General features: G+C 53.6%; 24 protein-coding genes and 5 tRNA genes. 23 read left to right on the top strand and 6 right to left on the bottom strand.

Annotated features, from left to right (window positions below; translation table 11 throughout):
• Positions 1-11 precede the first annotated feature (11 nt).
• From PORUE0001_RS04440 to PORUE0001_RS04500, 14 genes are all read left to right on the top strand, one after another.
• Positions 12-83: transfer RNA gene (locus tag PORUE0001_RS04440), tRNA-Gln, on the top strand.
• On the top strand, positions 75-203 hold the full coding sequence (locus PORUE0001_RS11055) for a hypothetical protein (protein WP_007365269.1): 129 nt from the start codon (positions 75-77) through the stop codon (positions 201-203). The genes PORUE0001_RS04440 and PORUE0001_RS11055 overlap by 9 nt, the downstream gene beginning before the upstream one ends.
• 22 nt (positions 204-225) lie before the next feature.
• Positions 226-296 (top strand) — tRNA-Gln (locus PORUE0001_RS04445).
• A gap of 57 nt (positions 297-353) precedes the next feature.
• Positions 354-428, top strand: a tRNA-Val gene (locus PORUE0001_RS04450).
• A gap of 282 nt (positions 429-710) precedes the next feature.
• Positions 711-2210: a monomeric [FeFe] hydrogenase gene (locus PORUE0001_RS04455; RefSeq protein ID WP_039865597.1), complete on the top strand. Its 1500-nt coding sequence runs from the start codon at positions 711-713 to the stop codon at positions 2208-2210.
• Positions 2185-3234, top strand: a complete 1050-nt coding sequence (hydE, locus tag PORUE0001_RS04460) for a [FeFe] hydrogenase H-cluster radical SAM maturase HydE (RefSeq protein WP_007365311.1) — start codon at positions 2185-2187, stop codon at positions 3232-3234. The genes PORUE0001_RS04455 and hydE overlap by 26 nt, the downstream gene beginning before the upstream one ends.
• 12 nt (positions 3235-3246) lie before the next feature.
• Positions 3247-4665 (top strand): [FeFe] hydrogenase H-cluster radical SAM maturase HydG, encoded by a 1419-nt coding sequence (gene hydG, locus PORUE0001_RS04465; RefSeq protein WP_007365215.1) that lies wholly within the window; start codon positions 3247-3249, stop codon positions 4663-4665.
• Between the two features lie 14 nt (positions 4666-4679).
• A complete protein-coding gene (gene hydF, locus PORUE0001_RS04470) occupies positions 4680-5876 on the top strand; it encodes a [FeFe] hydrogenase H-cluster maturation GTPase HydF (RefSeq protein ID WP_007365257.1) in 1197 nt (398 codons plus the stop codon).
• A gap of 316 nt (positions 5877-6192) precedes the next feature.
• Positions 6193-7185, top strand: a complete 993-nt coding sequence (locus PORUE0001_RS04475) for a glycosyltransferase (RefSeq protein ID WP_007365211.1) — start codon at positions 6193-6195, stop codon at positions 7183-7185.
• Entirely contained in the window at positions 7182-7703 is a 522-nt protein-coding gene (locus PORUE0001_RS04480; RefSeq protein ID WP_007365261.1) for a nitroreductase family protein, read from the top strand. Before PORUE0001_RS04475 ends, PORUE0001_RS04480 begins: the two co-directional genes overlap by 4 nt.
• A gap of 15 nt (positions 7704-7718) precedes the next feature.
• Positions 7719-8720, top strand: a complete 1002-nt coding sequence (locus PORUE0001_RS04485) for an FAD:protein FMN transferase (protein ID WP_007365262.1) — start codon at positions 7719-7721, stop codon at positions 8718-8720.
• A gap of 67 nt (positions 8721-8787) precedes the next feature.
• Positions 8788-10419 carry a hypothetical protein gene (locus PORUE0001_RS04490; protein ID WP_007365310.1) on the top strand — a complete coding sequence of 544 codons (1632 nt, stop codon included), beginning with the start codon at positions 8788-8790 and terminating at the stop codon, positions 10417-10419.
• 36 nt (positions 10420-10455) lie between these two features.
• Entirely contained in the window at positions 10456-11133 is a 678-nt protein-coding gene (gene nadD / locus PORUE0001_RS04495; protein WP_039865614.1) for a nicotinate (nicotinamide) nucleotide adenylyltransferase, read from the top strand.
• The gene (locus PORUE0001_RS04500; RefSeq protein WP_100067372.1) at positions 11126-11509 is read left to right on the top strand and encodes a hypothetical protein; all 384 of its coding nucleotides are present in this window, start codon (positions 11126-11128) and stop codon (positions 11507-11509) included. Before nadD ends, PORUE0001_RS04500 begins: the two co-directional genes overlap by 8 nt.
• A 156-nt stretch (positions 11510-11665) precedes the next feature.
• Here PORUE0001_RS04500 and PORUE0001_RS04505 read toward each other — a convergent pair.
• Both PORUE0001_RS04505 and PORUE0001_RS04510 read right to left on the bottom strand, forming a co-directional pair.
• Positions 11666-11739: transfer RNA gene (locus PORUE0001_RS04505), tRNA-Asn, on the bottom strand.
• Positions 11740-11778: 39 nt separating this feature from the next.
• Positions 11779-11852, bottom strand: a tRNA-Asn gene (locus PORUE0001_RS04510).
• A 280-nt stretch (positions 11853-12132) separates the two neighbouring features.
• Here PORUE0001_RS04510 and PORUE0001_RS04515 point away from each other — a divergent pair.
• From PORUE0001_RS04515 to PORUE0001_RS04555, 9 genes are all read left to right on the top strand, one after another.
• Positions 12133-12654 carry a dihydrofolate reductase gene (locus PORUE0001_RS04515; protein ID WP_007365205.1) on the top strand — a complete coding sequence of 174 codons (522 nt, stop codon included), beginning with the start codon at positions 12133-12135 and terminating at the stop codon, positions 12652-12654.
• Positions 12647-14026, top strand: coding sequence for a histidine--tRNA ligase (hisS, locus tag PORUE0001_RS04520; RefSeq protein WP_007365272.1), 1380 nt, complete (start codon positions 12647-12649; stop codon positions 14024-14026). Before PORUE0001_RS04515 ends, hisS begins: the two co-directional genes overlap by 8 nt.
• A 77-nt stretch (positions 14027-14103) precedes the next feature.
• Positions 14104-14694, top strand: coding sequence for an FKBP-type peptidyl-prolyl cis-trans isomerase (locus tag PORUE0001_RS04525; protein ID WP_007365230.1), 591 nt, complete (start codon positions 14104-14106; stop codon positions 14692-14694).
• A gap of 15 nt (positions 14695-14709) precedes the next feature.
• A complete protein-coding gene (locus tag PORUE0001_RS04530; RefSeq protein WP_007365293.1) occupies positions 14710-15435 on the top strand; it encodes an FKBP-type peptidyl-prolyl cis-trans isomerase in 726 nt (241 codons plus the stop codon).
• A 44-nt stretch (positions 15436-15479) separates the two neighbouring features.
• Positions 15480-16337: an FKBP-type peptidyl-prolyl cis-trans isomerase gene (locus tag PORUE0001_RS04535; RefSeq protein WP_039865599.1), complete on the top strand. Its 858-nt coding sequence runs from the start codon at positions 15480-15482 to the stop codon at positions 16335-16337.
• Between the two features lie 373 nt (positions 16338-16710).
• Entirely contained in the window at positions 16711-17919 is a 1209-nt protein-coding gene (locus tag PORUE0001_RS04540) for an aminotransferase class I/II-fold pyridoxal phosphate-dependent enzyme (RefSeq protein ID WP_007365277.1), read from the top strand.
• Positions 17920-17924: 5 nt separating this feature from the next.
• Entirely contained in the window at positions 17925-18638 is a 714-nt protein-coding gene (locus tag PORUE0001_RS04545; protein WP_007365305.1) for a DUF452 family protein, read from the top strand.
• A complete protein-coding gene (locus tag PORUE0001_RS04550) occupies positions 18574-19452 on the top strand; it encodes a methyltransferase domain-containing protein (RefSeq protein WP_232501416.1) in 879 nt (292 codons plus the stop codon). Before PORUE0001_RS04545 ends, PORUE0001_RS04550 begins: the two co-directional genes overlap by 65 nt.
• A complete protein-coding gene (locus PORUE0001_RS04555; protein ID WP_007365231.1) occupies positions 19449-20480 on the top strand; it encodes a TlpA disulfide reductase family protein in 1032 nt (343 codons plus the stop codon). Before PORUE0001_RS04550 ends, PORUE0001_RS04555 begins: the two co-directional genes overlap by 4 nt.
• 453 nt (positions 20481-20933) lie before the next feature.
• Here the strand turns inward: PORUE0001_RS04555 and PORUE0001_RS04560 are convergent, their stop codons facing one another.
• From PORUE0001_RS04560 to PORUE0001_RS04575, 4 genes are all read right to left on the bottom strand, one after another.
• Positions 20934-21743 (bottom strand): MBL fold metallo-hydrolase, encoded by an 810-nt coding sequence (locus PORUE0001_RS04560; protein ID WP_007365203.1) that lies wholly within the window; start codon positions 21741-21743, stop codon positions 20934-20936.
• On the bottom strand, positions 21740-22795 hold the full coding sequence (locus PORUE0001_RS04565) for an asparaginase (protein ID WP_007365209.1): 1056 nt from the start codon (positions 22793-22795) through the stop codon (positions 21740-21742). The genes PORUE0001_RS04560 and PORUE0001_RS04565 overlap by 4 nt, the downstream gene beginning before the upstream one ends.
• Before the next feature lie 166 nt (positions 22796-22961).
• Positions 22962-23354: a rhodanese-like domain-containing protein gene (locus PORUE0001_RS04570; protein WP_050771559.1), complete on the bottom strand. Its 393-nt coding sequence runs from the start codon at positions 23352-23354 to the stop codon at positions 22962-22964.
• 201 nt (positions 23355-23555) lie between these two features.
• The gene (locus PORUE0001_RS04575; protein ID WP_007365228.1) at positions 23556-25724 is read right to left on the bottom strand and encodes a TonB-dependent receptor; all 2169 of its coding nucleotides are present in this window, start codon (positions 25722-25724) and stop codon (positions 23556-23558) included.
• Positions 25725-25853 lie beyond the last annotated feature (129 nt).

A 25853-nucleotide genomic window follows, 5' to 3' on the forward strand; every position in this document is an offset into this window, starting at 1 on the left:
AGTAAAGGATTTGTCCCATGGTGTAATGGCTAGCACTACAGGTTTTGGTTCTGTCAGTCAAGGTTCGAATCCTTGTGGGACAACGACTCCCGCAGGGGGTGGACGATAGTTCAGCTCTTTACTACAATATCGTGATACGACGCATTTACTTCTCTCTAGAGAGACTCTATGATTGGGTGTCACACACGATGGTGACGAGCTAATCGACAGGAGGTTGATACAGATTGTCCTATGGTGTAATGGTAGCACAACAGATTCTGGTCCTGTTTGTCAAGGTTCGAATCCTTGTAGGACAACTACCGATCAGACTTACACTGTCGCTGGAGTATCTCGGAGAGCTAAGATATCTGAAAGGGCCCATAGCTCAGCTGGTTTAGAGCATCTGTCTTACAAACAGAGGGTCATAGGTTCGAATCCTATTGGGCCCACGATTTCCTTACGATATATTATTACTTCAAGTTGGGAGAGTTTCACTCATTAGAGTGAGGCTCTTTTTTTTGTCTACTTACGTCACCGTTCTTGCGTAGGCACTCTTCTGTTTGACAGGCTCCTACTCGCTTTGCCAGTCAAGGCTCGCAATAATGAGGTATTTTGTCATGCGAGACTAGCAATATATGGTGATTGATTGAGATATTAGTCGTATCTTTGTGGAGCATTTAGAGATCCGACCTGTGCAGTGCGGGTCAAAAGCTGAAACATAACGTGACCCTATGACCTATATAAACAATGTAATGATCGTGCGCCACAAGCTCCTCTCGACGATGGTAGAGAGATGGCGCAAAGACCAGTTGGTCAAAACAATAGATCGCATTCCCCTAGAGCTAAGCCCACGTAAGAATCGCAATGTGCTGGGACGTTGTTGCCCCCATAAGGAGCGCGCCGTATGGAAGTACAAGATGTTTCCTCTCCTAGGCTTTGACATGCGGGACGAGGAGGATGAGCTCACACCACTATCAGAGTACGCTAATACAGCGCTACATCGTCCACAACCGACTAAGGAGAATGTACTCTGCGTCATCGATGAGGCGTGCACCTCTTGTGTACAGATCAACTATGAGGTGTCTAACCTCTGCCGTGGTTGCGTGAGTCGTGCTTGCTCGAGCAACTGTCCGAAGAGCTGTATCTCATTCCAAAAGAATGGTCAGGCTCAGATCGATCACGATGTATGTATCAGTTGCGGTCAGTGCCACAAGAACTGCCCCTATCATGCTATCGTCTACATACCTGTGCCTTGCGAGGAGTCTTGTCCTGTGGGTGCCATCAGCAAGGACGAGGATGGCATTGAGCATATTGACGAGTCTAAGTGTATCTACTGTGGCTCTTGTCTGAATGCTTGTCCCTTTGGCGCTATCTTTGAGATCTCGCAGGTCTTTGACGTGCTAGGCGCTATAGAGCGTGGCGAGCAGGTGGTGGCTATCGTGGCTCCAGCGATCCTTGGTCAGTTTAAGGCAACGCGTGAGCAGGTCTACGGAGCAATCAAGAAGATCGGCTTCCACGATGTCATCGAGGTGGCTCAGGGCGCTATGGACACTGTGAGCCACGAGGGTAAGGAGCTGGTGGAGAAGATAGAGGCTGGTCAAGCCTTTATGACCACTTCGTGCTGTCCTTCCTTCTACGAGTTGGTGGACAAGCATGCACCCGGGCTCAAGCCTTTTGTCTCTAGCTCACACTCGCCGATGGTCTACACGGCAGAGCGTGCGCGCAAGCTTTACCCCGACAGCAAGATCGTCTTCTTCGGTCCTTGCGTGGCTAAGCGCAAGGAGATCAAGCGTCCCAACGTAGATGTTGATATGGTGGTCACCTTTGAGGAGCTAGGCTCTATCCTAGAGGGACTGGACATAGACATCAATACAGTCGAGGGGTACAAGCCTGCCGTTGAGTCCGTCCGTGAGGCGCACGCCTTCGCTCGCAATGGCGGTGTCAAGGATGCTGTCATCTCCTATCTGAGCAATACGGAGGAGTACAAGGACTTCGTAGAGCGCCTCACCGCTGAGGAGATAGCAGGTATGGACAAGAAAGCGGTCGCCAAACTCAAGGCTTACGGCAAGCGTGGCAAGGCTGACACACAGTTCGTCGAGGTGATGGCTTGTCTCGGTGGATGCGTGACAGGACCCAGCGCCTTCAACGATGTACTCGCAGGTCGCCGTCAGCTACTCAAAGAGGTGGAGAAGATCGACCTCACCTATGCTAACTACAAAGAGCAAGAGTGATACGCTAGACCACGTAGCGACAGCCTCCATCCCTGAGCTGAAGGCTCTATTAGACAGTAACGACACGCACCTCGAGCATGAGCTTCAGGTGCGTGCCAAGACACTTGCGGAGCTACAGTTCGGTCGGAGGATCTATCTGCGCGGTCTCATTGAGATATCAAACGTTTGTCGCAACGACTGCTACTACTGTGGCATCCGCTCAGGCAATGAGCGCGTCACCCGCTATCGGCTCACAGCCGACGAAGTGATGTCGGCCTGCGAGCGAGGATACGAGATCGGCTTTCGCACCTTCGTGCTACAGGGTGGCGAAGATCCCTATTGGCGAGGCGAGCGCTTGGTCTCGTTGGTACGCAACATACGGACTAGCTATCCAGAGTGCGCTATCACGCTTTCGCTCGGAGAGATGGAGTATGCGGAGTACGAGGCGCTCTTTCACGCTGGTGCCAACCGCTACCTGCTCCGCCACGAGACTTACGACAAGGAGCATTACGAGAGCCTGCACCCCAGCACGATGGCTCAGGAGCATCGGCTACAAGCGCTACGAGACCTCAAGCAGATCGGCTACCAAGTGGGGACAGGCGTGATGATTGGTTCGCCAGGACAGACGACCGCCCACTTAGCGCAAGACCTAGACTTCATCCATCGCTTGCAGCCCGCGATGATAGGCGTAGGGCCATTCATACCACATGAGGACACGCCCCTGGGCACCTACCCAGCGGGGAGTCTGTCGATGACACTGCGCTTCCTCGCACTCTGCCGGCTCCTCAATCCACGGGCGCTGATCCCCGCCACGACCGCCGTCGCGACGCTTCACCCCGAGGGTCGCCTAGCCGCCATACGATCTGGGTGCAATGTGGTGATGCCCAACCTATCCCCATTAAACCACAGAGCCGACTACGCTCTGTATAACAACAAAGTCTACTCAGGGTCTGAGGCTGCCGAGGGAGTCGCTCTCCTGCAGGCACAGCTAGACACCATAGGCTACCAAATAGACTGGGGGCGTGGAGACGCTCCAGCCAGCTAAGAGAATGAATGTATGAGTTACAATAAGCAATCACACGATGCCTGTGACTTCATCAATCATGATGAAATCATCGACACCCTCCGCTATGCGGAGCAACACAAAGATGATGAGAAAGTTATCTCCGACATCCTACGCAAGGCTACGGAGATGCGTGGGCTAGACCACCGCGAGGCGGCCGTACTCCTCCTTGCTGAGGACCCTGCGACACGGCAACGAGTGTCACAGCTGGCCGAGCAGATCAAGCTACGCTTCTACGGCAAGCGCATTGTCCTCTTTGCGCCACTTTACCTCTCCAACTACTGTATCAATGGTTGTGTCTATTGCCCTTACCACGCTAAGAACCGCACCATTCCCCGTCACAAGCTGACGCAGGAGCAGATACGACAAGAGGTAATCGCCCTGCAAGACATGGGACACAAGCGTCTCGCCCTCGAGGCTGGCGAAGATCCACGCAACAACCCGATCGAATATATCCTTGAGTCGATCCAGACGATCTACTCCATACATCATAAGAACGGAGCTATCCGCCGTGTCAATGTCAACATCGCCGCAACCACCGTCGAGGAGTATCGTATGCTTCACGAGGCGGGCATCGGCACTTACATACTCTTCCAGGAGACTTACCACAAGGAGCACTACGAGGAGCTACACCCGAGAGGTCCTAAGAGTGACTACGCCTACCATACCGAGTCCATGGATCGAGCTATGCAAGGAGGCATTGACGATGTCGGCCTAGGCGTACTCTTCGGTTTGAGCACTTACCGCTACGACTTCGTCGGACTGATGATGCACGCAGAGCATTTGGAGGCAACCTTTGGCGTAGGTCCTCACACGATCAGCGTGCCACGCATTTGCCCAGCCGATGACATCTCGCTCGAATCCTTCCCCGAGGCAATTCCCGACGACACCTTCCTCCATATCATTGCGGTGGCTCGACTGGCGGTTCCCTACACAGGGATCATCGTCTCAACCCGCGAGCGTGAGGCGGTACGACAGCGAGCTCTCCACGTAGGTGTGTCGCAGATCAGCGGTGGCTCCCGCACCTCTGTGGGAGGATACGCACAGACGACAGAAGCTGCCCACTCGGAGCAGTTTGAGGTGAGCGACCCACGCACCCTTGACGAGGTAGTCTACTGGCTCCTCCAGCAAGGACACATACCGAGCTTCTGCACCGCATGCTATCGTGAGGGACGTACCGGAGACCGCTTCATGTCGCTCTGCAAGAGTGGTCAGATCTCCAACTGTTGCGGTCCCAATGCGCTTCTAACACTGCAGGAGTACCTTGAGGATTACGCTTCACCCACCACCCGAGAGCTGGGACTAGAGATGATCTCGCAGCAGCTCCCCACGGTTCCCAATGAGCGGGTTCGTGCTATCGCTCAGCAGCGTCTCCAGCAGATCAAAGCTGGGGAACGTGACTTCCGCTTTTAATCAACGAAAAGGGTATGGCTTCTAGAAAGGACGCATCCGAGCGCAAACGAATCGTTCTCGTAGGGCAGGTCAACAGTGGCAAGTCTACGCTCTACAACCGCCTGCTACGCCAAGAGCGGTCGCTCGTGTCTGACCAAGCTGGCACCACAACGGACAGCGTGGAGAAGCTCTTTGAGCTGCCCAGCGTAGGGCCCGTCCTACTGGTCGACACCCCAGGACTAGCCGACGAAACACCCCTCGGAGCCGAGCGACAGCGGGTCACACAGCACGCTCTAAGCTCTGCCGATCTGATCCTCTACCTACTCAGTTGCGAAGAGTCCCTCGACACTCCGATCATAACCGCTTTGCGAAAGGCCAGCGTGCCGACACTCCCGATCATTGCTCGTGCCGACCTGCCTGAGCAAAGCTCGTGGCTAGAGCGACAAGAGGAGATCATGCGATGCTTCGGTCACACTCCCCTCACACTACGTCAGGACGATGAAAAGAGTTTGGACACCCTACTTGAGGCAATCAAGCGAACGCTAAGCAATGAGTCGGAGCCAGCCCCCTCGCTCCTCGGCAACCTCTGCCAAGCGGGCGACCTCGTGCTCCTCGTCATGCCACAAGACAGCTCAGCTCCCGCAGGTCGACTCATCTTGCCACAGGTGCAGACTATCAGAGCATTGCTAGACAGAGGGTGCCACGCCCTATGCGTCACCCCCGAGCAACTCCCCGCAGCACTGTCCCAGCTAGCCACCCCGCCTCAGCTCATCATCACAGACTCGCAAGTCTTCGCCACCGTCGAGCCGCTGGTCCCCGAGGATTGTCGACTCACCTCTTTCTCCATCCTCATGAGCGCCCAGCGTGGTGACCTCCAGCGACTTGTTGCCGGGGCCGGAGCCATTGGTCGGCTCACGCCTGCCAGTCGTATACTTATTGCGGAGGCTTGCACCCACGCTCCCGAGGGCGAGGACATTGGCACCGTCAAGCTCCCCCGCCTCCTCCGCAAGCGCATCGGCGAAACGCTCACCATCGAGCATGTGTCTGGGCGAGACTTCCCCGAGGATCTCACGCCTTACGACCTCGTCATCCACTGCGGTGGCTGCATGTTCAACCGTCGCATGCTCATCTCCCGACAAGACCTCGCCACGGCTCAGCAGGTGCCGATGACCAACTACGGGCTGGCGATAGCCTACCTCACGGGCATCCTCGACAAAGTGACTCTCCCATAGCCGAAGCGTCTGCTTCCTCAATCAGGGCTGACGCATCATAGCGGATGAGTTTGTTTACATTTCCATGAAAAAACCGAGAGATGGAGGAAATCGAAAGATTCCTCCGTGGATATCGTGGAATATCCATGGAGGAACAAAAAAATTCTTCCGAACTTTGATTTCTTTCTTCCGAACTTTCATTTCATTCTTCCGAACTTTTATTTCCCGGTTCCGTGGGGAATTTTCATTTGCTCCGTGGAGCTTTTCGATTTCCTCAGGAGAGATGGAAATCAGCAGAGATTAGTATCTTTGTGGGACAGTACTACAAGTAGACCTCATGACTGATCACAACTCTCTCGAAACGACCGCCCCAGAGCGCCCCGACATCTCGGTGGTCATCCCCTTGCTCAACGAGGCTGAGAGCCTCCCCGAGCTCTACGAGCGCATCGTAGCTCACACCGCTGAGGTGGGACTGAGCTACGAGATCATCTTCGTCGACGATGGCAGTAGCGACGACTCGTGGCAAGTGATCAAGCAGCTAGCTGCTCGGGACGCAGCGGTGCATGCGATCAAGTTTCGTCGTAACTACGGCAAGTCGCCTGCGCTGCAGTGTGGCTTTGCTAAGGCTTGCGGACGAGTGGTCATCACGATGGATGCTGACCTGCAGGACGCTCCCGAGGAGATCGGCGGGATGTACAATATGATCGTCCATGAGGGGTACGATCTCGTAAGCGGATGGAAGAAAAAACGCTACGATCCGCTCTCCAAGACGATCCCCACGAAGCTCTTTAATGCGACCGCTAGACGGGTCTCGGGGATTAAGAATCTACACGACTTCAACTGCGGACTCAAGGCGTACCGTGCAGAGGTGGTTCATAGCATCGAGCTCTACAACGATATGCACCGCTACATTCCTTATCTAGCGAAGAATGCGGGCTTCGCCAAGATTGGCGAGCAGGTGGTACATCACGCGCCTCGCAAGTATGGGCACTCGAAGTTTGGGCTAGACCGATTCTTCAACGGCTACCTCGACCTGCTTACGCTTTGGTTTACCCATCGCTTCGGACGCAAGCCGATGCACTTCTTCGGGTTCTGGGGTTCGCTCATGTTTCTCATTGGATTCATAGCGCTCATCGTGGTCCTCTCGTTCAAGCTCTCCGCACTCATCAGCGGTACACCCGCTCCGCTCGTGACGGATCGCGTCTACTTCTACATCTCCCTGGCAGCGATGATCATCGGGGTGCAACTCTTCTGCGCCGGCTTCATCGGAGAGATGATCACACGCCGCGACCCCAATCGTGACATCTATAATATAGAGACAGAACTATGACTAAGACCTTCGACCAAATCATCTCTACAAGGCGTACGGTACGCCACTTTGACGCGACCAAGCCGATGACTCGTGAAGAGCTCATGCCGATACTGGAGGCTGGGCGACTAGCTCCCTCGGCAAAGAACTTCCAGCCCCTCCGCTTCGTTGTGGTGCTCTCCGAGGAGGAGCGTACGAAGCTCCACGCCATCAGTCAGCAACCGTGGTTTTACCATGCTCCGAGCTACATCGTCATCATCGGTGACCACGACAAGGCGTGGCAGCGCCCGCACTGTGACCTCACCTACGTAGATACCTCGATAGCACTGACGCACATGCTCCTCAAGGCTGAGGATATGGGACTAGGCGCTACGACGGTAGCTGCCTTCGATCAGGAGATATGTCGTGAGCTACTACAGATCCCAGAGCATGAGGAGCCGATCCTCATCTTAGCTGTAGGTCATCCAGACCCAGCCTTTGCCGGCAAAGAGGGCAACCCACGTCGCAAGACGATGGAGGAGCTGGTCACATTCATCTAAGCTAGTCGCACCGCTATGCGTCGTACCGTCACCCTATTACTGCTCTCGCTCATACTCCTGAGCAGTTGCCACCAGGAGGCACCCTACAGAAGTGCCGAGGGGCTCATCTTCGGCACGCTTTATCGGGTCACCTACCAGGCTGATCAGGACTTGTCCGATCAGATCAATGAGGCGCTACAGGAGGTCAACCGTGTGGCAAACCCCTTTGACTCGACCTCTATGATCTATGCGGTCAACAATAACTTGTCGATGGCGGTGGACAGCACTTTCTACGCTATCTACAGCGTAGCGCGGAGGGTCTACGAGCAGTCGGGTGGCACCTACGACGTGACCATTGCCCCTCTGGTCAATGCGTGGGGCTTTGGCTTCGAAAAGAGCTACCCACTCACGCAGCAACAGGTGGATAGTTTGATGGAGTTGGTCGGCATGGACAAGGTCTCCTGCACTCCTACAGAGCTAACCAAGGCAAACCCCGCAATGGAACTAGACTTTGCCTCCGTAGCCAAGGGCTACGCCTCTGACCTCGTAGGCGAGAAGCTGCGCAAAGCGGGCGTGACCAACTACCTGGTGGAGATAGGCGGCGAGATAGCTTACTCGGGACGCAATCCGCGAGGCGCTCCATGGCGTGTCGGCATCTCAAGGCCAGACCTGGACTCACTGGGTATAAGCCAAGAGCTACAGGAGATCATAGACCTACCAGGCGTGCGAGGAGGACTGGCCACCTCGGGCAACTATCGCAACTACAAGGTCGCAGCCGACGGACGAGTCTACGGGCACACGATCTCTGCGCTGAGCGGTTACCCAGCCGAGACAGACATCCTGAGCGCCTCGGTGATAGCTCCGACGTGCGCTGAGGCTGATGCTCTGGCGACAGCCTTCATGGCTTCGGGGTACGAGGGCTCAGAGGCGATGCGTAAGCGACTTTCGCCAGATATATCCTTCCTACTCTTCGTATCGGCTGGCGACTCCTTAACTTTTACCACCATAGCTAGTCCATCCTTTCCACGATCGCACTGATGCCAGCTCGCTTACTTAGCGATATCGGACGGACTTTCTTATCTTTGCATCATCTAGCAACTATATTATGACCCAATCATCGCTGCCCAATAGCGCTGTCAACGATCAGCCCAACTATCCCGACGAGGGCTCACGTCCCACTTTCTCACAGATCCTTCGCTTGATCCTGAGACAGTGGTACTGGTTTGTGATATTCATCGCCATCTTTGTCTGGCTGGGTTGTAGCATCGTGAAGTATCGTCCTCTAGGACGGCAAACCTACTACATGCAGCTCTCCTCACGCGAGCCTCACGAACCGACGGAGCCAACGATGCAGCTCGGGGACCCGATACCCAAGACCTCTCCGTGGGCGCCAGAGTACATTGCCTCTCTGCTCAATACGACGACAGCGGTCCTAGAGGCGGGCAAGCGAATAGACTTTCAGGTGGACTACTGGGTCAAGACGCCTTTTGGCATGCGGGACTACTATAATCAGACTCCGATCATAGTACGCTTTGGCAACCTCTTACCGACGGACAAGCTGTACTGTATTGCTCGGCTAGATGATCCTGTCCATCCGAAGGAGGTCACGATGAGTGCATTCTCAGGTGTCGTTCAGGGTCAGCCACTCTATGAGCCATACGATGTAGTCATCCCTGTCGGCACAACTCAGGAGACGCCCGTGGGTCCTATCACGGTGACTCTGGATGATCCCGCACAGCACTTCCCCTATCACATCGATCAGCAGTATACCGAGATCCCCATCACCTACACCTCTCTCGTTGAGGCACGAGACATCTACGAAACAGAGATGCAGGTAACGATGAAAAAGGCCGACCTCCCGCTCTCCTCCGTGATGCGTGTCGAGCTACTCTCCGGTCGCTCTGAGCGTCGCTGCCTCAGTCTCCTCAATGCGATGTACGTCGTCACCGACAGTCTAGGCTGGGTCGAGCAACTCACCGATGAGGGGCACGTGGACTCGCTAGGGCAGTTTGTCGGCACGGTACCTCCTACAGGGCTTTCGCCCTTTAGGCTAGTCGACAAGCCTCGTGAGCTGAGAGAGATAGAGCCTGACCTATTCGTTATCGTTGGTATGGGCCTCTTGGGATTCCTTATACCGCTCCTCCTACTGTACATTTACTGGGCTATACTAGGCGCCATCTACTATGTCTGCGAGCTGCCCCGCCTCCTACGCAGTCGACTCACACTAGATCTGCAACGAAGGCATAAGGGCAAAACCCTCTACCCCCACCTCGAGGAGCTGTGCGCTCTCGTCTCACCACAGGGTGAGCCACGCGCCATACAGCTCGTCACTCCCAGCGGGACGAAGTACCACCGCCAGCTAGCCTCGGAGCTGCAGCAAGCTTTACAGCAGAGAGGCATCTCTTGTGCTGTCTGGTACCTAGACTTAGCAAACCAAAAGAAGGCTAGCAAAGGGTCTAATGGGGTCTACCACACGACGATCACGCCTGGCCTGATAGGCTCCAGCGCCTTCGAGCAGCAACTCAAGCAGCTACAGACGCAGCACCAGCTCACGATCATTGTGCCTCCAGCACTAACGAAGGATCCGACAGCCTATCTCCTGAATAGCTTAGAGCAAAGCCTCTACTGCATCTATCGTGGTAGCACGAGGATTGGAGCGATCAAGCGTGTCGTCCATCAGCTACAGATCAGACAACAGCTAGACCGCTCCCACATACACACCCTATGGGTGGAGTAGTAAGAGTGGACGTCCAGCCTTTTTATGGATCAAGCTATGACAACTGAAGGTAGAGACTCTAAGGAGAAGCCTCCTGGGCTGACTAACCTACGCCCTGCGACATCAGACGTTAGCGGGGCTGTAGGACTCTTTGGCGGGAGCTTTGACCCGCTACACATCGGGCATCTCGCTCTCTGTGACTACCTTTTGGCTTATCCCGAGCTGTCAGGGGTAGAGCACATATGGTTCATACCTACTCCGCAAAATCCGCTCAAGGAGCAAGAGACCATCTTTTCTTACGAGTGGCGCTGTCGCATGATCGAGCAGGCGATTCAGTCCGATCCCCGCTACGAACTATGCACGGTCGAGGCTATACTCCCTGAGCCACACTATACGGTGGACACGCTCACGGCTTTGGAGGAGCACTATCCGCATTGCGCCTTCAGCCTCATCATCGGGGCTGACAGCCTAGCCTCGCTCTCGCAGTGGCATCGGCACGGAGAGCTCCTGGATCGTCTGCCACTCGTGGTCTATCCTCGGAGCGGGTACGACCTCTCACAGCTAGCCGCTCAATACCCCACAGCCGAGATACGACTGATGAGCGATGCGCCTCAGATAGAGGTCTCCTCAACAGCGATTCGTCAGGCGCTCCACGAGGGTCGCGACCTGCGCCACTGGCTTCCTCAGCCTGAGCTATACGATACACTCTCTAAAGTAACCAAGCATCATGAATGAAGACCGAATGGTACAGCTAGCCTCCTATCAGGTCGAAGAGGAGGCGCTCGAGCTACTGGACCTACTCTCTGACCATGGCATACCAGCCACTATACGCAACAGCTACAGCGCCCGGTTGCTCAGCTCTTTCATAGACATCGGGGGCTTCATCGTTGAGGTGCCCGAGAGTGCCCGTCCACAGATACAAGAGCTGATAGAGAGTGGCGAGCTCATCCTTCCCGACGAGAGCGACGAGCCTACGACACGCCTCACACAGTGGGTCTCCAAGCTACCCCTCCCAGATCAGTGGTCTCTAGAGAAGCGCCTCACCATGCTTCTCCTCCTACTCATCGCGATCGGTATCATCATCGCACTCGCTGTCCTCGTCGTCTCGTAGAGAGCCCATAGCTTACGAAACAAAAGAATCTCCTTTCGAAATCCGCATGGCGGATATTCGGAAGGAGATTTCTTCTGTTAACCACAAATATAAGGCTCAAAAGACAACCACGCCCTTTCGAGCCCCAAAACAAAACAACTCAGTGTAGCAACGTCGCGCTCCCTCTTGGGCTTGAACCAAGGACCCCCTGATTAACAGTCAGATGCTCTAACCAACTGAGCTAAGGAAGCAATACGAGACTTAACAGCCTCAGCGATGAGACAGAGTTGCGCTCCCTCTTGGGCTTGAACCAAGGACCCCCTGATTAACAGTCAGATGCTCTAACCAACTGAGCTAAGGAAGCGTTCCAAATGTGAGTGCAAAGGTACTACTTTTCTCCAACACCTGCAAATAGTCGCCACCCCAACTTTTGCAAATATCACTGCAAAGCCGACCAACGCCCTAATGTATAAACACTTACGACCGAGTTTGCATTATCTCTTTAGGATAATACAACGGCCCAGTGAGGAGACTTCTCTGTGGATATTGGGAAAAGGCTACGATTGTCCCAGCTTGTCAAGTAGGTCTATAAATGATATACGACATTTTTTCGTACCTTAGTCCCCAAATCAGTTCGTCTGAAGATGGAAATATGGATTATAGTGGCGACAGCCCGAGACAGAGCCATTGGACGTGACGGCACGATGCCGTGGCGTCTGAAAGATGATTTGCGCCGATTAAAGGCGACGACCACGGGGCATGCGGTCATCATGGGACGACACACGTGGGACTCCATAGGCGCTCGCCCACTGCCCAATCGCTACAACATCGTAGTCTCTCGCACTCTGCCCGAGGGCGACGCCGAGACGCACTATGTCGCCTCCACTCTAGAGCAGGCCTTGCAGCATTGCCAGCAGGCGGGCTACGATCGAGTCTACATCATGGGTGGCGGAGTCCTCTACAAGAGTGGCCTTCCCTACGCTACGCACCTTAACTTGACAATGGTTGACACGGTCGTACCTGATGCCGACACGCATTTTCCAGAGATTAACCTGTCGGAGTGGTCCAAGCTCGAAGAGGCTCACTATCCAGCCGATGAACGCAATGACTACCCTGTGACACAGACGCTATACAAACGAATCGAAACGGCTAAACGCTATGAATAAACCTTCGATACCTAAGGGAACACGAGACTTTGGTGCTGAGGAGATGCGCCGACGCAACTACATATTTGAGACGATACGCTCCGTCTTCGCACTCTATGGTTTTGAGCAGATTGAGACGCCCGCCATAGAGCAGCTTACCACGCTCACGGGTAAGTATGGTGTAGAGGGAGATCGGCTACTCTTTAAGATCCTGAACTCGGGAGACTATAAGGCGGGGATTGATGCGGAGACCTTTACGGAGGAGTCACCAGCAGCGCTGGCAGCTCGTCTCTGTGAGCGAGGCCTGCGCTACGATCTGACCGTACCTTTCGCCCGTTATGTGGTGATGCACCGCAACGAACTCACCTTCCCCTTCAAGCGCTACCAGATGCAACCCGTATGGCGTGCCGACAGACCGCAGAAGGGGCGCTATCGTGAGTTTTACCAATGCGATGCTGACGTCATCGGTACCGACTCGCTGATGCCTGAGGTGGACTTTGTCTATATGATCGACGAGGTCTTCCGTCGGCTCAAACTCCGCACGATACTCCTGCTCAACAACCGCAAGATACTAGCGGGCATCGCTGAGGTGATCAAAGCGCCAGACCGCTTGGCTCAGTTGACCATCTGCATGGACAAACTGGACAAGACATCCGTAGAGGCGGTCTTGGCAGATCTCGTCGAGAGTGGCTTTGCCCCAGAATCGCTAGAGCCCGTTCGCAAGGTACTGACGCTGGAGGGAAGCAATCTCGACAAGGTGGCTGTGCTCAAGCAACTACTCGCAGACTCCGAGATAGGACTCAAGGGTCTGGAGGAGCTCGAGTACGTCCTCGACCATGTCGACACGAGCGACCTGATGACCGAGCTAACCTTCTCTCCTTCGCTGGCTCGTGGACTAGACTACTACACAGGCGCTATCCTAGAGGTTAAGTCGCTCGATGCTCCGATGGGCTCTATCTCAGGAGGCGGTCGCTACGACAACTTGACTGGCATCTTCGGACTGGAGGGCGTCTCAGGCGTTGGTATCTCCTTTGGCGCCGAGCGCATCTACGACATCATGCTGTCGCTGGGTATGTTTGACACAGCCATGGAGCCCGAAGAGCGGATTATGATCGTGAACTTTGGCGAGGAGGAGCTCCAGAAGCTACTGCCCATAGCGCATCAGCTACGCCGTGCAGGACTCGCCACGGAGGTCTATCCTTCAGCGGACAAAATGAAGAAACAGCTCTCCTATGCCAATAGCCGAGGCTGTCGCCACGTCATCATCGCAGGTAGCCAAGAGCTTAACGAGGGCAAGGTCTCTATCAAGGACATGACCCTCGGCACACAGCAAGAGTGCCCGCTCAATGAGATCGTGTCTCGCCTGAGGGAGTCACTCTCCGTCAATCATTAGAAGGCTCATCTCGTGGAGAATTGCTACCTTTGCAGGAGTATTTTTCATCTAAAGATCAAAGACTGAACATTCCCCCTATGCCACAAGACGAAGTAAGCTATGCGCTAGGACTAAGCATCGGACAGAACTTCAAAGCGTCCGGAATCAAGGCTATTACCTCCGAAGACTTCATCGCAGGTCTCCAAGATGCTCTCGCAGAGCGTGAGCCTCAGCTGACCAACGAGCGAGCTCGTGAGGTGATCAACCAACTGTTCACGCGCCTACAGCAAGAAGAAGCAGAGCTCAACGCAGCTGCTGGCAAGGAGTACCAAGAGATCATGCGCCACAAGAGTGGTGTCGTGACGCTCCCTAGTGGACTACAATACGAGATTATTAAGGAGGGCAAGGGCGCTAAGCCTAAAGCTACCGACAAGGTACGTGTACACTACCACGGCACGCTCATCAATGGGGTTGTCTTCGACAGTTCCGTAGAGCGAGGCGAGCCCGCCGAGTTTCCCCTCAATGCGGTCATCCCTGGCTGGACGGAGATCCTACAGCTGATGCCCGTAGGCAGTAAGTGGCGCGTCGTGATTCCCTCGGAGCTAGCTTACGGGAGCCGTGGCGCTGGCGACGTAATCCGACCCAATATGACGCTCATCTTCGAGATCGAGCTACTAGACATCGTATAGACACACTAAAGACTTATGACACATCGCATCCTAACCGTTGCGCTGACGCTACTCGTGAGCGTAGGCGCACTCTCGGCAGCCGAGCCTCCACGTCTCATATCCTCAGCTGATACGGCAGCCTACGCACTTGGCGTAGCAAATGGTGTAGGCTTTGGACAGAACTTGACTCAAATGCCTGGAAATCCTATCAATAAGGAGTTACTCCTAGCTGGCTTTACGGCAGCTTTTCTAGAGCAGCCCACCGTCATGACCAATGAGGAGGCGCAAGCCTTTCTCTCTACCTACTTTCAGAAGCTAGAAGAGCAGATGGCACAGGAGACAAAGGAGCGAAACGAAGCATTCCTCAAGAGCAATGGTGAGCGCCCTGGAGTCAAGACGACCCAAAGCGGACTACAGTATGAGATCATCAAGGAGGGCAAGGGTCCCCGTCCTACGGTCGAGGACACAGTCCGTGTACACTACACGGGTACGCTCATCGATGGCACTAAGTTCGACAGCTCCGTGGATCGTGGCGAGCCTGCTAAGTTTGGTCTTCTACAGGTGATCCCTGGTTGGACCGAGGGTCTATGCCTACTACCACAGGGTAGCAAGGCTAAGCTCTACATCCCAGCACGTCTAGCCTACGGCGAGCGTGGTGCAGGGAGACTGATTCCGCCCAATGCTACGCTCATCTTCGAGATTGAGCTACTGGAGGTAATCAAGGGTCAGCCTATACCCCTTGCCACCCCGACTGAAAAGTAATCAAGACACTATAACGCAAACAAATATCCTAAATACAACTTACAATGAAGAAATCAATTCTCTCACTCCTCGCAGTGGTTGCAATGGTCTGTGCCTTTGCTAGCTGCAACAAGACAGCTCAGAAGAGTGAAACAAACGATGAACTATCAGCCATGAGCGATAGTGTAGCTATGATCCAGGGTTATATGACTGGTCAGCAGCTTGCTCAGCAGTTTATGATGATGGCTATGCAGGGCATGCCAGTAGACTCCATGGAGTTCCTCAAGGGCTTCAAGAAGGGTATCACTGACACCACCAAGTTCTCTTACTACGCTGGACAGATCCAGGGTGTCCAGACCGCTATGAGCCTTGTGAAGGAGGGCATTGACGTCAAGCTCTTCACAGAGTACCTAGAGGCTGCGCTCAAGGGCGACACGACCAAGCTAGGTATGGATCAAGAGGCTGCTTACACCTACGTACAGAACTACTACCAGAAGAAGCAGGAGATCGAAAACAAGGAGAAGTTTGGTAAGAACATTGAGGCTGGCAAGAAGGCCATCGCTGAGTTCTCCAAGCAAGAGGGTGTCATCACCACAAAGTCTGGTATCGCTTATCGCTATGCTAGCAAGGGTACAGGCAAGTCTCCTGTAGATGGTGACAAGGTCAAGGTCACTTACCGTGGTACGCTCATCGACGGCACCGAGTTTGACAAGAGCGAGGAGCCAGTTGAGCTTAGTATCAACCAAGTCATCCCTGGCTGGACAGAGCTACTCAAGCTGATGAAAGTAGGCGACCAGATTACCGCTTACATTCCTTACGACCTAGCTTACGGTGCCAATGGCAGTGGATCTTCTATTGAGCCATTCTCTACGCTCATCTTTGATATAAAACTCCTAGAGGTAGCTCCTGCTGAGAAGAAGTAATCTACGCGACGCTCCGTCGCCACGCATGACGACTCAAATAGGTTCATGCGTCTGACTATTCTGGACCTACACAGTATCTAGCGTTGGCACTCGTCGTGCTACTAGATCCTGTGTAGGTCTATTCATAAGGATAGAGAGTCTATCAAAGTAGGCTCACACGAACGCACCCGTAATAGACAGTGCAAAGGTAGAGAGAATGCCCACGAAGCGTGACCTGTGGTGCACTCACTAGCGGGCTGTAATCAGCAAGCGACCCAACAGTCCTTAGATAAGAGCTACACAACAAATGACTCAAACCTGTAGGACGAATCGCCCATAGGCTAAGCACTACAGCCCCCTCCCAGCAATAATTGTAAATCCTAAGCTAAGGCTTATGTCTCACTTTGAGTCACATATAGAGCAGATCCTCGCCACGCTACGTGACGAGCAGGCGCTCCGCACGCTCACCCCTATTGAGCCTCTAGAGAGAGGTCGCTACGCAGCGCTCGACGATGCGCACCCCCAGCCACTCATCAACCTCAACAGCAACGACTACCTAGCTCTCCACGACGCTAGCTGTCACTTTGCCGATGAAGCTGACCTGACCAATAGCCTACAGGCGCTCTCTGCGGGAGATCTAGGCTCTACCTCCTCGCGCTTGCTCTCGGGAGATCGGGCTGTGATGCACCAGCTAGAGGAGCTCATCGCTAAGTCACTACAGCACGAGACAGCCTTGCTCTTTAACAGTGGCTACCACGCCAACGTAGGCATCCTACCAGCGCTCAAGCTCCCAGGCTTGGTGGTGATAGCAGACAAACTGATCCATGCCAGTATGATCGACGGGTTACGGCTCTCGGGCTTGCCCTTCGAGCGCTTTCGCCACAACGATGTAGCACAGCTCCAGCGTCTCATCGAGAAGCATCACAGCGCCGAGAGTTGCCAGCATATCATCGTCATGGCGGAGAGCATCTACAGCATGGACGGTGATCTGGCTCCACTACAAGAGCTTGTGGCGCTCAAGCAGCAATACCCCAAGGTGGCTCTCTATATAGACGAAGCGCACGCCATCGGTGTCCGTGGAGCGCATGGCTATGGGCTGTGCGAAGAGCTAGGCTTGCTGTCCGAGATCGACCTCTTGGTCGGTACCTTCGGCAAGGCACTCGGATCTATGGGAGCTTATGTAGCCTGCTCCGAGGCTGTACGCACACTACTCATCACCCGCTCACGGAGCCTCATCTACTCGACCATGCTGCCCCCGCTCATCATCCAGTGGGTACTAGCTGTCTGGCAAGCGCTCCCCACATTCACGCAGCGCAGAGCGCACCTAGCTAAGCTACAGCAACTACTCACCGACGAGCTAGCCTCACTACCAGCGCAACTCCTCCCCACCCCTCACAGCCACATCATACCGCTCCTCTGCGGGAGTCGTGAGCGAGCTAGAGCCGTCGCACAGGCGCTCCACGAGGAGGGGTACTTCATCCGCCCCATCATGTCTCCGACCGTACCAGTCGGCTCAGAGCGACTGAGGATCTCACTGACCGCTGGACTCACCACCGCTGAGGTCAGGCAGCTCTGCCAAATCATCCTAACGCATCTTGCCTAGGTCCTATGCAGTATACCTTCCAGCGAAACAGTGACCAAGGTCCCTCCCGCCAACTCATCCTATACTTCTGCGGATGGGGCATGACACCTGACACAGTCTCTCACCTGACCTTACCAGATCAGTGTGACCTACTCTCGCTGTACGACTACCGCACCCTCGAGCTGAGCGACGACCTTGCAGACTTACCCTGGAGCTCCTACCAGACGGTCACCATCGTAGCTTGGTCGCTAGGTGTCTGGGCTGCCGAGCAGGTTCTACCGCACTGGTCTGCACTCCCCTCCGTACGACGCCTCATAGCAGTCGCTGGTTCTCCCTATCCCATGCACGACCTGTGGGGTATACCCAAAGCAATCTTTATAGGGACACTGGAAGGACTAACCGATGAAAACCGCCAGCGCTTCAACCGCCGTATGTGTGGGGGCAAGCGATATAAGCAGCTCTACGAAATCCTCTCCGAGCGCCCCACCGCAGAGCTTCGTGACGAATTGCAAGCGGTCTACGACAGCATCACTGCCACCGAAGAACCCGAGACGAAGCCCCACTCCCGCCTAGCTTGGGATCTAGCCATCATCGGAGCGCACGATCAGATCTTTCCAGCGATCAATCTCTCCACCCTATGGCAGGCTCTGCATGTACCCACTAAGCTACTCCCCGATGGGTACCACTACCTCTTTGATCTGTGGCACTCGTGGCGGGAGCTGTGGGAGTGCCTCGAGTAACCCGACGAAACCCAACGAGCTTTACCACTCATCTGTGCCTATGACCTCTCTCGCTCATCAGTTCGACCGTGCTGCTTCGCATTACAACGAAGCTGCAGAGCCACAGCGACTCGTCATCGATCGACTCGTTCAGTTGATCAAGGAGCATCTTCCTCAGGCAGAGCGTCACTTCGCACACGCCTTCGAGATGGGCACAGGCTCAGGACTGCTGACAGAGCGTATAGATCAGCTCCTCGAGGTAGACCACTGGACGCTTTCCGACCTATCCCCAGCACTCCTAGCGCAGGTACCTCGCCTGAGAGACCCATACCCCGAGATGCGAGTGGGTGATGCTTCCGAGCTCTCACTGGAGGGGCTCGGCATTGACCTCTTTGTCTCCAGTAGTGCCATACAGTGGCTGTCCGATCCCTGTGCCTACTTGCAGCGCATCGTCCGCGAGCTCTCAGGTGAGGCGACGATAGCCATCAGTACCTTCGGTCCTGACAACCTCCTCGAGATACGCCAGCTCACAGGTCAAGGACTACGCTACCCCTCGCTCGCCACCTGGCACTGCACCCTCCAGGAGCTAGGCTATCCCTATGAGATTCATACAGAGCGACTAGTCATCCCCTTTGCCGATCCTCTAGCTGTGCTACAGCACCTCCACCATACAGGCACCGCACAGTTGCCAAATGCGCCACAGCAGATACGCACCCCTAATCAGCTCCGACGCTTTACAAAAGAATATATTACTACCTTTGCAGACAAAACGGGGCAAGTGCCCCTCACCTTCCAACCGATTTATATCATCATCAACAAACATCACACCGTATGAAACGAATCATATCCCTCTCCTCTCTACTGGTCGTACTAGGCTCGCTCCTAATACTGAGTAGCTGTAATCGCGGCAAGAAGAATACGCTACAGCTCCATGGCCTCGAGGGCAACCTATCTGGTATGACAGCTTATCTCTACGATGAGACTGACACCACCAAGACGCCCATCGACAGCATCGTCATCCGCGACACCGTTGCTAGCCTCTCGCTGGACAAGCTCAAGAAGGGCTACCTCTACCTCCTCTCTTGCGAGGGCACACCGCTCAACGCTCAGTTTGTCTACGAGGAAACCTCTCTAGACTACAACCTCAGCGACGGACGCATCAGTGGCTCTCCCGCCAACGATGCCAGCAACGCTTTCGAGCAAGACATCCAGGTGATCATGCAGGCCGACTCCATCGATCAGGCTGCTGGTCAGAAGATAATCCGTAAGTACGTCGCAGAGCAAAAGAACAACCCCCTCGTACTCCGCGCCATACAGTACGCTATGTACCTCTTTGACGACCTCTCCGAGTTTCAGAAACCTCTTGAGGAGATGGGCGAAAACGTCAAGCGACTCCCCGCCTATACAACGCTAACGGAGATGATCCAAGGGATGATCAACACCAAGCCAGGCAAGTCCTTTGCAGACTTTGAGGGTATCACCACAGATGGTGAGCGGGTCAAGCTCTCGGACTACGTCGGTCAGGGACAGTATGCGCTCGTGGACTTCTGGGCCTCTTGGTGTGGTCCCTGCCGTCGCGAGATCCCCACGCTCATCGAGATGCACAAGAAGTACAAGGACAAGGGTCTACTCGTACTCGGTGTCGGCGTATGGGAGGATAGCCACGATGTTCACCTACAAGCAGTCAAGGAGCTACAGATCCCCTACCCACAGATCTACGACGATCAGAATAATCACGCCACCTCACTGTACGGCATCATGGGCATCCCACAGATTATGCTCATAGGGCCTGATGGCGTCATCATGCAGCGTGACCTACGCGGAGAGCAGATCGACGAGATCCTCAGCCAGATATACAAGTAGAGACTGTTGCAAAAGTCAACAGTCTCAAGTAGTGCGTCACACGCTAGCTGCGTAAGCCACTAGCACAGCACAGTAATCATAGAGTCTCCACTTGGCGCTTGCCAGGTGGAGACTCTTTTTTCTGCCGACAACGGACAAGGACCCTAGAGATTGGAGCACTCGTCACCGATCACTCTAACCTCTAATTTCTAATCTCTAACTTCTAACCTCTAATCTCTTTCCTCCCTAGAAAATTCCCAATAGCCCTATAGAAATCAAAAAATCCTCACGGAACCGGGAAATAAAAGTTCGGAAGAATGAAATGAAACTTCGGAAGAAAGATTTCGAAGTTCCGATATTTTTTTTGTTCCTCCGTGGAGGATAAAAAACAGCCACGGGGAGATTTACTATTTCCTCCGTGGCTCTATACGGGCTGCATGCCAAATCCAATCAAAGATTCTTAAGACTAGACACTTAAGTCTCTAGCAGATACATAGGGCTACAGTGATTCCGCTGCAAGGGGGTGACGTAGACATCCTTGCCGACACGGATCCCCTCAGCGAAGAGACGAATGTCGAAAGTCTTGCGCACCAGCTCCGGGTGGTTATTCTCCTTGCTCAGGTGGCAGAGGAAGACATTGCGCATCGTAGGCTTCCAGATACGACAGAGGAACTCCACCGACTCAGCATTGCTCAGATGCCCGAGCGGGCCACTGATCCGCTTCTTGAGAAAGGGCGGGTACTTGCCGATCCGTAGCATCTCGGTATCGTAGTTTGACTCCAGCACCAGATGATGCGCCATACTAGCGTAGCGCTCTATCGTAGGGGTCAGGTGCCCTATGTCTGTCGCTAGTGTAAAAGAAAAGCCATCCTCCGAAGAGATATGGTACCCCACATTGTCAGCACTATCGTGTGGCACAGAGAAAGGGGTCACCACCAGTCCAATCAGTTCAAAGGGCACCTCAGGCTCGATCGCATAGCGCCTATCGTGCTGAATGCGCTCCATACCTCTCATATGATCCAGACCACACTGCACAGGCAGCGTCGCATAGACTGGCAGCTGGTAGCGATTCGCCAGTTTACCCACAGTACGCGCATGGTCGGCATGATTGTGCGTCAGGAGGATCGCCTGCACATCGTGCTCTATAGAGAGCGACGCTTGTTCTAGTCCAGCCTTGATATCATAGAGTGCTATACCCGCATCTATGAGGAGACCCTGCCCGTCATGCTCGAGGTAGTAGCAGTTGCCCGTGCTACCACTCGCCAGGCTCATAAAGCGTATCATATCGTCAGCTCGCCACGCAGAGAGACTTGCATCAGACGCGCCACCTCCGCTTGAGATAGATCCTGCGCTAGGAGGTACATCAGCTTCGTCGTGGCACTCTCAGTAGTCATATCGCCACCACCTATGACACCCGTCTGACTGAGCACATTGCCCGTCTCGTAGCGTCCCATGACGACAGACCCAGAGTAGCACTGCGTCACATTGACGATCGTGATGCCACGAGCTACAGCCCCTTTGATGGCAGAGAGGAAAGCTTCGTCCGTTGGCGCATTGCCACTGCCGAAGGTTTCTAGCACCACCCCTCTAAGGTCTGGCATGCGGAGGATATGATCTAGGAGCGAGGCCGATAGACCAGGAAACAGCTTGAGCACGACCACATGCCCATCGAAGGCTGGTCGCCACGCTTGCGATAAGTCAGGCTCCTCAAAGCCTATGACACTCGGACTATACTTGATATCAATCCCAGCGAAGGCTAGGTGCGGATAGTTTGGTGAGGCAAACGCTTCAAAGTGCTCGGCACTATACTTGAGCGTGCGGTTGCCACGGTAGAGGTAGTCCTCAAAGTAAACGGCCACCTCGGGAATCATCGGTGAGCCGTCAGCACGTCTCGCCAAGGCAATCTCAAAGGCTGTGATGAGATTCTCCTTACCATCCGTCCGCAGTCGCCCTATGGGTAGCTGCGAACCCGTCAAGATGACAGGCTTGTCAAGTCCCTGTAGCATAAAGCTCAGCGCAGAGGCCGTGTAGGCCATCGTGTCGGTGCCATGAAGGATGACAAAGCCATCATACGCCTCCATCTCCCGCTGTATCATCTCACCCAGCCAAACCCATAGGTCGGGTGTGATCGCCGAAGAGTCTATAGGAGGATCGCATTGCTCTATGTCAAAGGTGCAGTGGAGCTGATCCAGCTCGGGCACATGCTCCCGTAGATAGTCAAACTGAAAGGCCTTGAGCGCACCCGTCTCTATATCTTGTACCATGCCGATGGTCCCGCCGGTGTAGATAACCTTCAGGTGGGGCAAAGCGGTGGTCGTATCTTGATCTGTAGTCATGGAGGAGGAGAAATCTTCTGTAAAGCTATACCGCACACTCTTTTTTCTGTGCGCTTACAAAGATACGGATATTTCGCTTTGCCCTAGATCAGTGTGCGGTGGGCGCGTCTCAATAAGGCTCGTACGCTCTCTTTTATAATGATCAATTACAATGGAGAGAGCAGGGCTACTCTTGAGCAGGATAGCCAGCATCCAACCAGCCGAGGAATCCATCTTTGAGATTGACGATTTGGTAGCCTTCCTTTGCTAGTGCCTGAGCCGCCATCATGCTTCTCTTGCCAGACCGACAATAGAGGTATATGGGCTGGCTTTTGTCAAATCTCTCTTTGACCATTTCAGTGAAGTGTGACTCGTGCACATCTATATTGATGGACTTCTCGAGATGCCCTTTGGCAAATTCATCTGCTGTGCGTACATCAAGTAGCTGTACGGTGGCGCTACTTACTTCCGCTTTGAAGGTGGCTGCATCTACCGATTTGATCTCCCTTGCTACACGGCATGACCCTATTAGCATTGATAGTACTCCCATAATGATGCAGTAGTAAAGTGTTCGTATCATATATAATGTGTCGTTGTGGCTGAACTGCCTATTCATACTAATATAACCGCCCAGACAATAAAGAGTTGACCTAGAGAGCGAGTTCTATGTGATTTAATGCTAGACTGTAGCCTAAGGAGTAATTGGTGCGACCTCAGACTTTTGTATATCCAAGGTCGCACCGCTAATTGCTACAAGGAGGATAGTTGGTCTTCCTAGTAATTAAAATCTATAAGTCATGGAGAGATTGATCACACGACCATTACCATGAGTATACTCGTTATCTCTTGCTACTAATTGAGACTGAACCGTGTAGTAGGTGGTATTGAGTAAGTTTTCTATACCCAATGTGTAGGTGAACTTATCTACTGTAAGCCCCGCATTGAGATGCAATAAGGTGACAGGCGTTACCTTGCCTTCGCCCTCTGCATATTTGCCTTTGTCGTTTGCGGCAAAGCGGTCCCTTGCTCCAGTATACATACCATATAGGCGTATGTAGCTATGCTTCGTTGGGCGGCAATTGATATATGCTGTAAGCTTCATTGGAGGGATAGATTGGCCACCCATATAATGGTCCCAAGAGCCATCAACGTACTTCTTGCCTTCCATCATTGAGAAGCCAACGCCCGTCTGCCATTGTCTATTGATGGTAGCATCCATTGATAGCTCTCCACCTAGGATACGTTGGGGTGAGCGATCTACCACCCAGAATCCATCTACACTTTTGAGGTCACTACCGAGCGCTGCGTAAGTGTAGAATACTGCGCCAGAAGTCTCTAGCCTTGAAGCCTCGCCAAAGAGTCCTCTAATGGTAGAGTAAAAGCCTACTTCGACATTGTGAGTCTTGACAGGCGAAGTCTCTATTTTGCTCAGCACATCACTCTTGGCATCGCGCAGGGTGCGTCCTAGGTCATAGATGGAGAAGCCTTGAGAGTAAGCTAAAAATGGCTGGAATACCCTCCACCTATTCAAGGTCACACCACCATTTAAGGATAGGTTGTTGTAAGGCAATACACCGCCTTGGACCTTAGTCCGCTCAACGCCCGCCTTCTTTGGAAGGACTTCATAGTCTGGCACGTGTACGTCGATGCGATCATACCTTGCCCCAACTTTGATATTGAGGAGGTCGCCGATAGTGGTTTTGGTTTGCACAAATGGTCCGAAGTTAAGAGCTGTCATCTCTGGCACCCAGTAACGTCCGTCTACAAGGGGCTGTCCAGTACGATCCATTGTGAAGTCTATTCCATACAGGAGCTTTGTAAATACCTGCTCACTCAGAGGGAGTTTGGAGTCAAGCTGAGCTTTTGCTCCGATCTGTTTTGCCTCAATGGTTGCCTGCCCGCTAGTTCCTTCCCAGCGAGGCTTCTTTTCATTATGTATCCGGTAGTCTGTCACGACCTTTACTGCACGGCCCTGTAGTGTCGCCTCAAAGTTCGTCCCGCTGAATATGTTTTTATGCGTGTAGCGTAGGTAGGCATTGTGATTGTACGCCATCCCCTCTGGGATTGCTTCTTTTGGCTGATCACCTTTAATCCCGATGCGTGGGCTTTCCAAGTACTTGCCCCCGCTAGCGATGAGCGGACTGTTTTGTACGGTCCTGAAGAAGTTGTACATACCCTCGATACGAGCTGTCTCGCTTATTTGATAGCCCACCTTTGCTAGGGCATTGTATGTGCGGGTGTCGCCAAGCCCATATCTAGGAGAGAGGTATACGCCATCGCCATCTACCGAGCTACCCGTCTGTCCGATCACCCCATTGACCAGGTAGTCAAAACCACCTACCTTGCCATAGAGCTGCTGATTGAGACGGTAGCCAAATGACTGTGTCTTATTGCTAAGCAAAGAGTGATCCTGCATTGCTATATAAGATTGCCCACCGAAAGGCTTATCATTTCTGTTCTTGCGCGTCACAATATTGATGATACCACCATTTGCTCCATTGCCATAAAGGGCGGTTGCGCCTTTGATCACCTCAATTCGCTCTACAGCCGTTGGGTCGATGGTCCGAAGGTCACGGCTTGTGGCCCGTAGAGGCGTCGTTTGTGGGATGCCATCTATCAGCACTAGTACACTTCTTCCTCTCAAAGTATTGGAGCGCTCACTAGTCGTATTGCCAGTAGAGGCCATGCCTGGGACCAAAAAGCCTACGATAGCCTGCATGTCTGGCATAGTCTTATTGAGCTCCGCTAGTTCCTTACGTGTTACAATTGTGACGGTCGTTGCCGATTGACTTTTCACTTCTGGGGTTCTATGAGCAGTCACGACCACTTCATCAAGTGCGACTTCATTGTGTACCTCATTTTGAGCCATGGCTGTAAGGCCTATGGAAGTAGATGTTAATAGAGAAAGGGCCACGCAGCGTATCCATCTGCTTAGTTCTAAATATCTCATGATATTAAATGCCTATATTGTTATTGTGTTTGGGAGAAACGGTCCATTGTGGACGACACTCCTCCTCTCGGCTTCAAAGTTCATAAACCACACTACAATATACAATACCCACGTATGGGTATTTTGAGT

The organism is Porphyromonas uenonis 60-3 (assembly GCF_000174775.1).
Taxonomy (GTDB): Bacteria; Bacteroidota; Bacteroidia; order Bacteroidales; family Porphyromonadaceae; genus Porphyromonas; species Porphyromonas uenonis_A.

What these genes read in the sequence shown, in the direction of transcription:
- PORUE0001_RS04455 (WP_039865597.1), top strand. Translation starts at nt 711, where the DNA reads ATGACCTATATAAACAATGTAATGATCGTGCGCCACAAGCTCCTCTCG.
- hydE (WP_007365311.1), top strand. Translation starts at nt 2,185, where the DNA reads ATGCTAACTACAAAGAGCAAGAGTGATACGCTAGACCACGTAGCGACA.
- hydG (WP_007365215.1), top strand. Translation starts at nt 3,247, where the DNA reads ATGAGTTACAATAAGCAATCACACGATGCCTGTGACTTCATCAATCAT.
- hydF (WP_007365257.1), top strand. Translation starts at nt 4,680, where the DNA reads ATGGCTTCTAGAAAGGACGCATCCGAGCGCAAACGAATCGTTCTCGTA.
- PORUE0001_RS04475 (WP_007365211.1), top strand. Translation starts at nt 6,193, where the DNA reads ATGACTGATCACAACTCTCTCGAAACGACCGCCCCAGAGCGCCCCGAC.
- PORUE0001_RS04480 (WP_007365261.1), top strand. Translation starts at nt 7,182, where the DNA reads ATGACTAAGACCTTCGACCAAATCATCTCTACAAGGCGTACGGTACGC.
- PORUE0001_RS04485 (WP_007365262.1), top strand. Translation starts at nt 7,719, where the DNA reads ATGCGTCGTACCGTCACCCTATTACTGCTCTCGCTCATACTCCTGAGC.
- PORUE0001_RS04490 (WP_007365310.1), top strand. Translation starts at nt 8,788, where the DNA reads ATGACCCAATCATCGCTGCCCAATAGCGCTGTCAACGATCAGCCCAAC.
- nadD (WP_039865614.1), top strand. Translation starts at nt 10,456, where the DNA reads ATGACAACTGAAGGTAGAGACTCTAAGGAGAAGCCTCCTGGGCTGACT.
- PORUE0001_RS04500 (WP_100067372.1), top strand. Translation starts at nt 11,126, where the DNA reads ATGAATGAAGACCGAATGGTACAGCTAGCCTCCTATCAGGTCGAAGAG.
- PORUE0001_RS04515 (WP_007365205.1), top strand. Translation starts at nt 12,133, where the DNA reads ATGGAAATATGGATTATAGTGGCGACAGCCCGAGACAGAGCCATTGGA.
- hisS (WP_007365272.1), top strand. Translation starts at nt 12,647, where the DNA reads ATGAATAAACCTTCGATACCTAAGGGAACACGAGACTTTGGTGCTGAG.
- PORUE0001_RS04525 (WP_007365230.1), top strand. Translation starts at nt 14,104, where the DNA reads ATGCCACAAGACGAAGTAAGCTATGCGCTAGGACTAAGCATCGGACAG.
- PORUE0001_RS04530 (WP_007365293.1), top strand. Translation starts at nt 14,710, where the DNA reads ATGACACATCGCATCCTAACCGTTGCGCTGACGCTACTCGTGAGCGTA.
- PORUE0001_RS04535 (WP_039865599.1), top strand. Translation starts at nt 15,480, where the DNA reads ATGAAGAAATCAATTCTCTCACTCCTCGCAGTGGTTGCAATGGTCTGT.
- PORUE0001_RS04540 (WP_007365277.1), top strand. Translation starts at nt 16,711, where the DNA reads ATGTCTCACTTTGAGTCACATATAGAGCAGATCCTCGCCACGCTACGT.
- PORUE0001_RS04545 (WP_007365305.1), top strand. Translation starts at nt 17,925, where the DNA reads ATGCAGTATACCTTCCAGCGAAACAGTGACCAAGGTCCCTCCCGCCAA.
- PORUE0001_RS04550 (WP_232501416.1), top strand. Translation starts at nt 18,574, where the DNA reads ATGGGTACCACTACCTCTTTGATCTGTGGCACTCGTGGCGGGAGCTGT.
- PORUE0001_RS04555 (WP_007365231.1), top strand. Translation starts at nt 19,449, where the DNA reads ATGAAACGAATCATATCCCTCTCCTCTCTACTGGTCGTACTAGGCTCG.
- PORUE0001_RS04560 (WP_007365203.1), bottom strand. Translation starts at nt 21,743, where the DNA reads ATGATACGCTTTATGAGCCTGGCGAGTGGTAGCACGGGCAACTGCTAC.
- PORUE0001_RS04565 (WP_007365209.1), bottom strand. Translation starts at nt 22,795, where the DNA reads ATGACTACAGATCAAGATACGACCACCGCTTTGCCCCACCTGAAGGTT.
- PORUE0001_RS04570 (WP_050771559.1), bottom strand. Translation starts at nt 23,354, where the DNA reads ATGATACGAACACTTTACTACTGCATCATTATGGGAGTACTATCAATG.
- PORUE0001_RS04575 (WP_007365228.1), bottom strand. Translation starts at nt 25,724, where the DNA reads ATGAGATATTTAGAACTAAGCAGATGGATACGCTGCGTGGCCCTTTCT.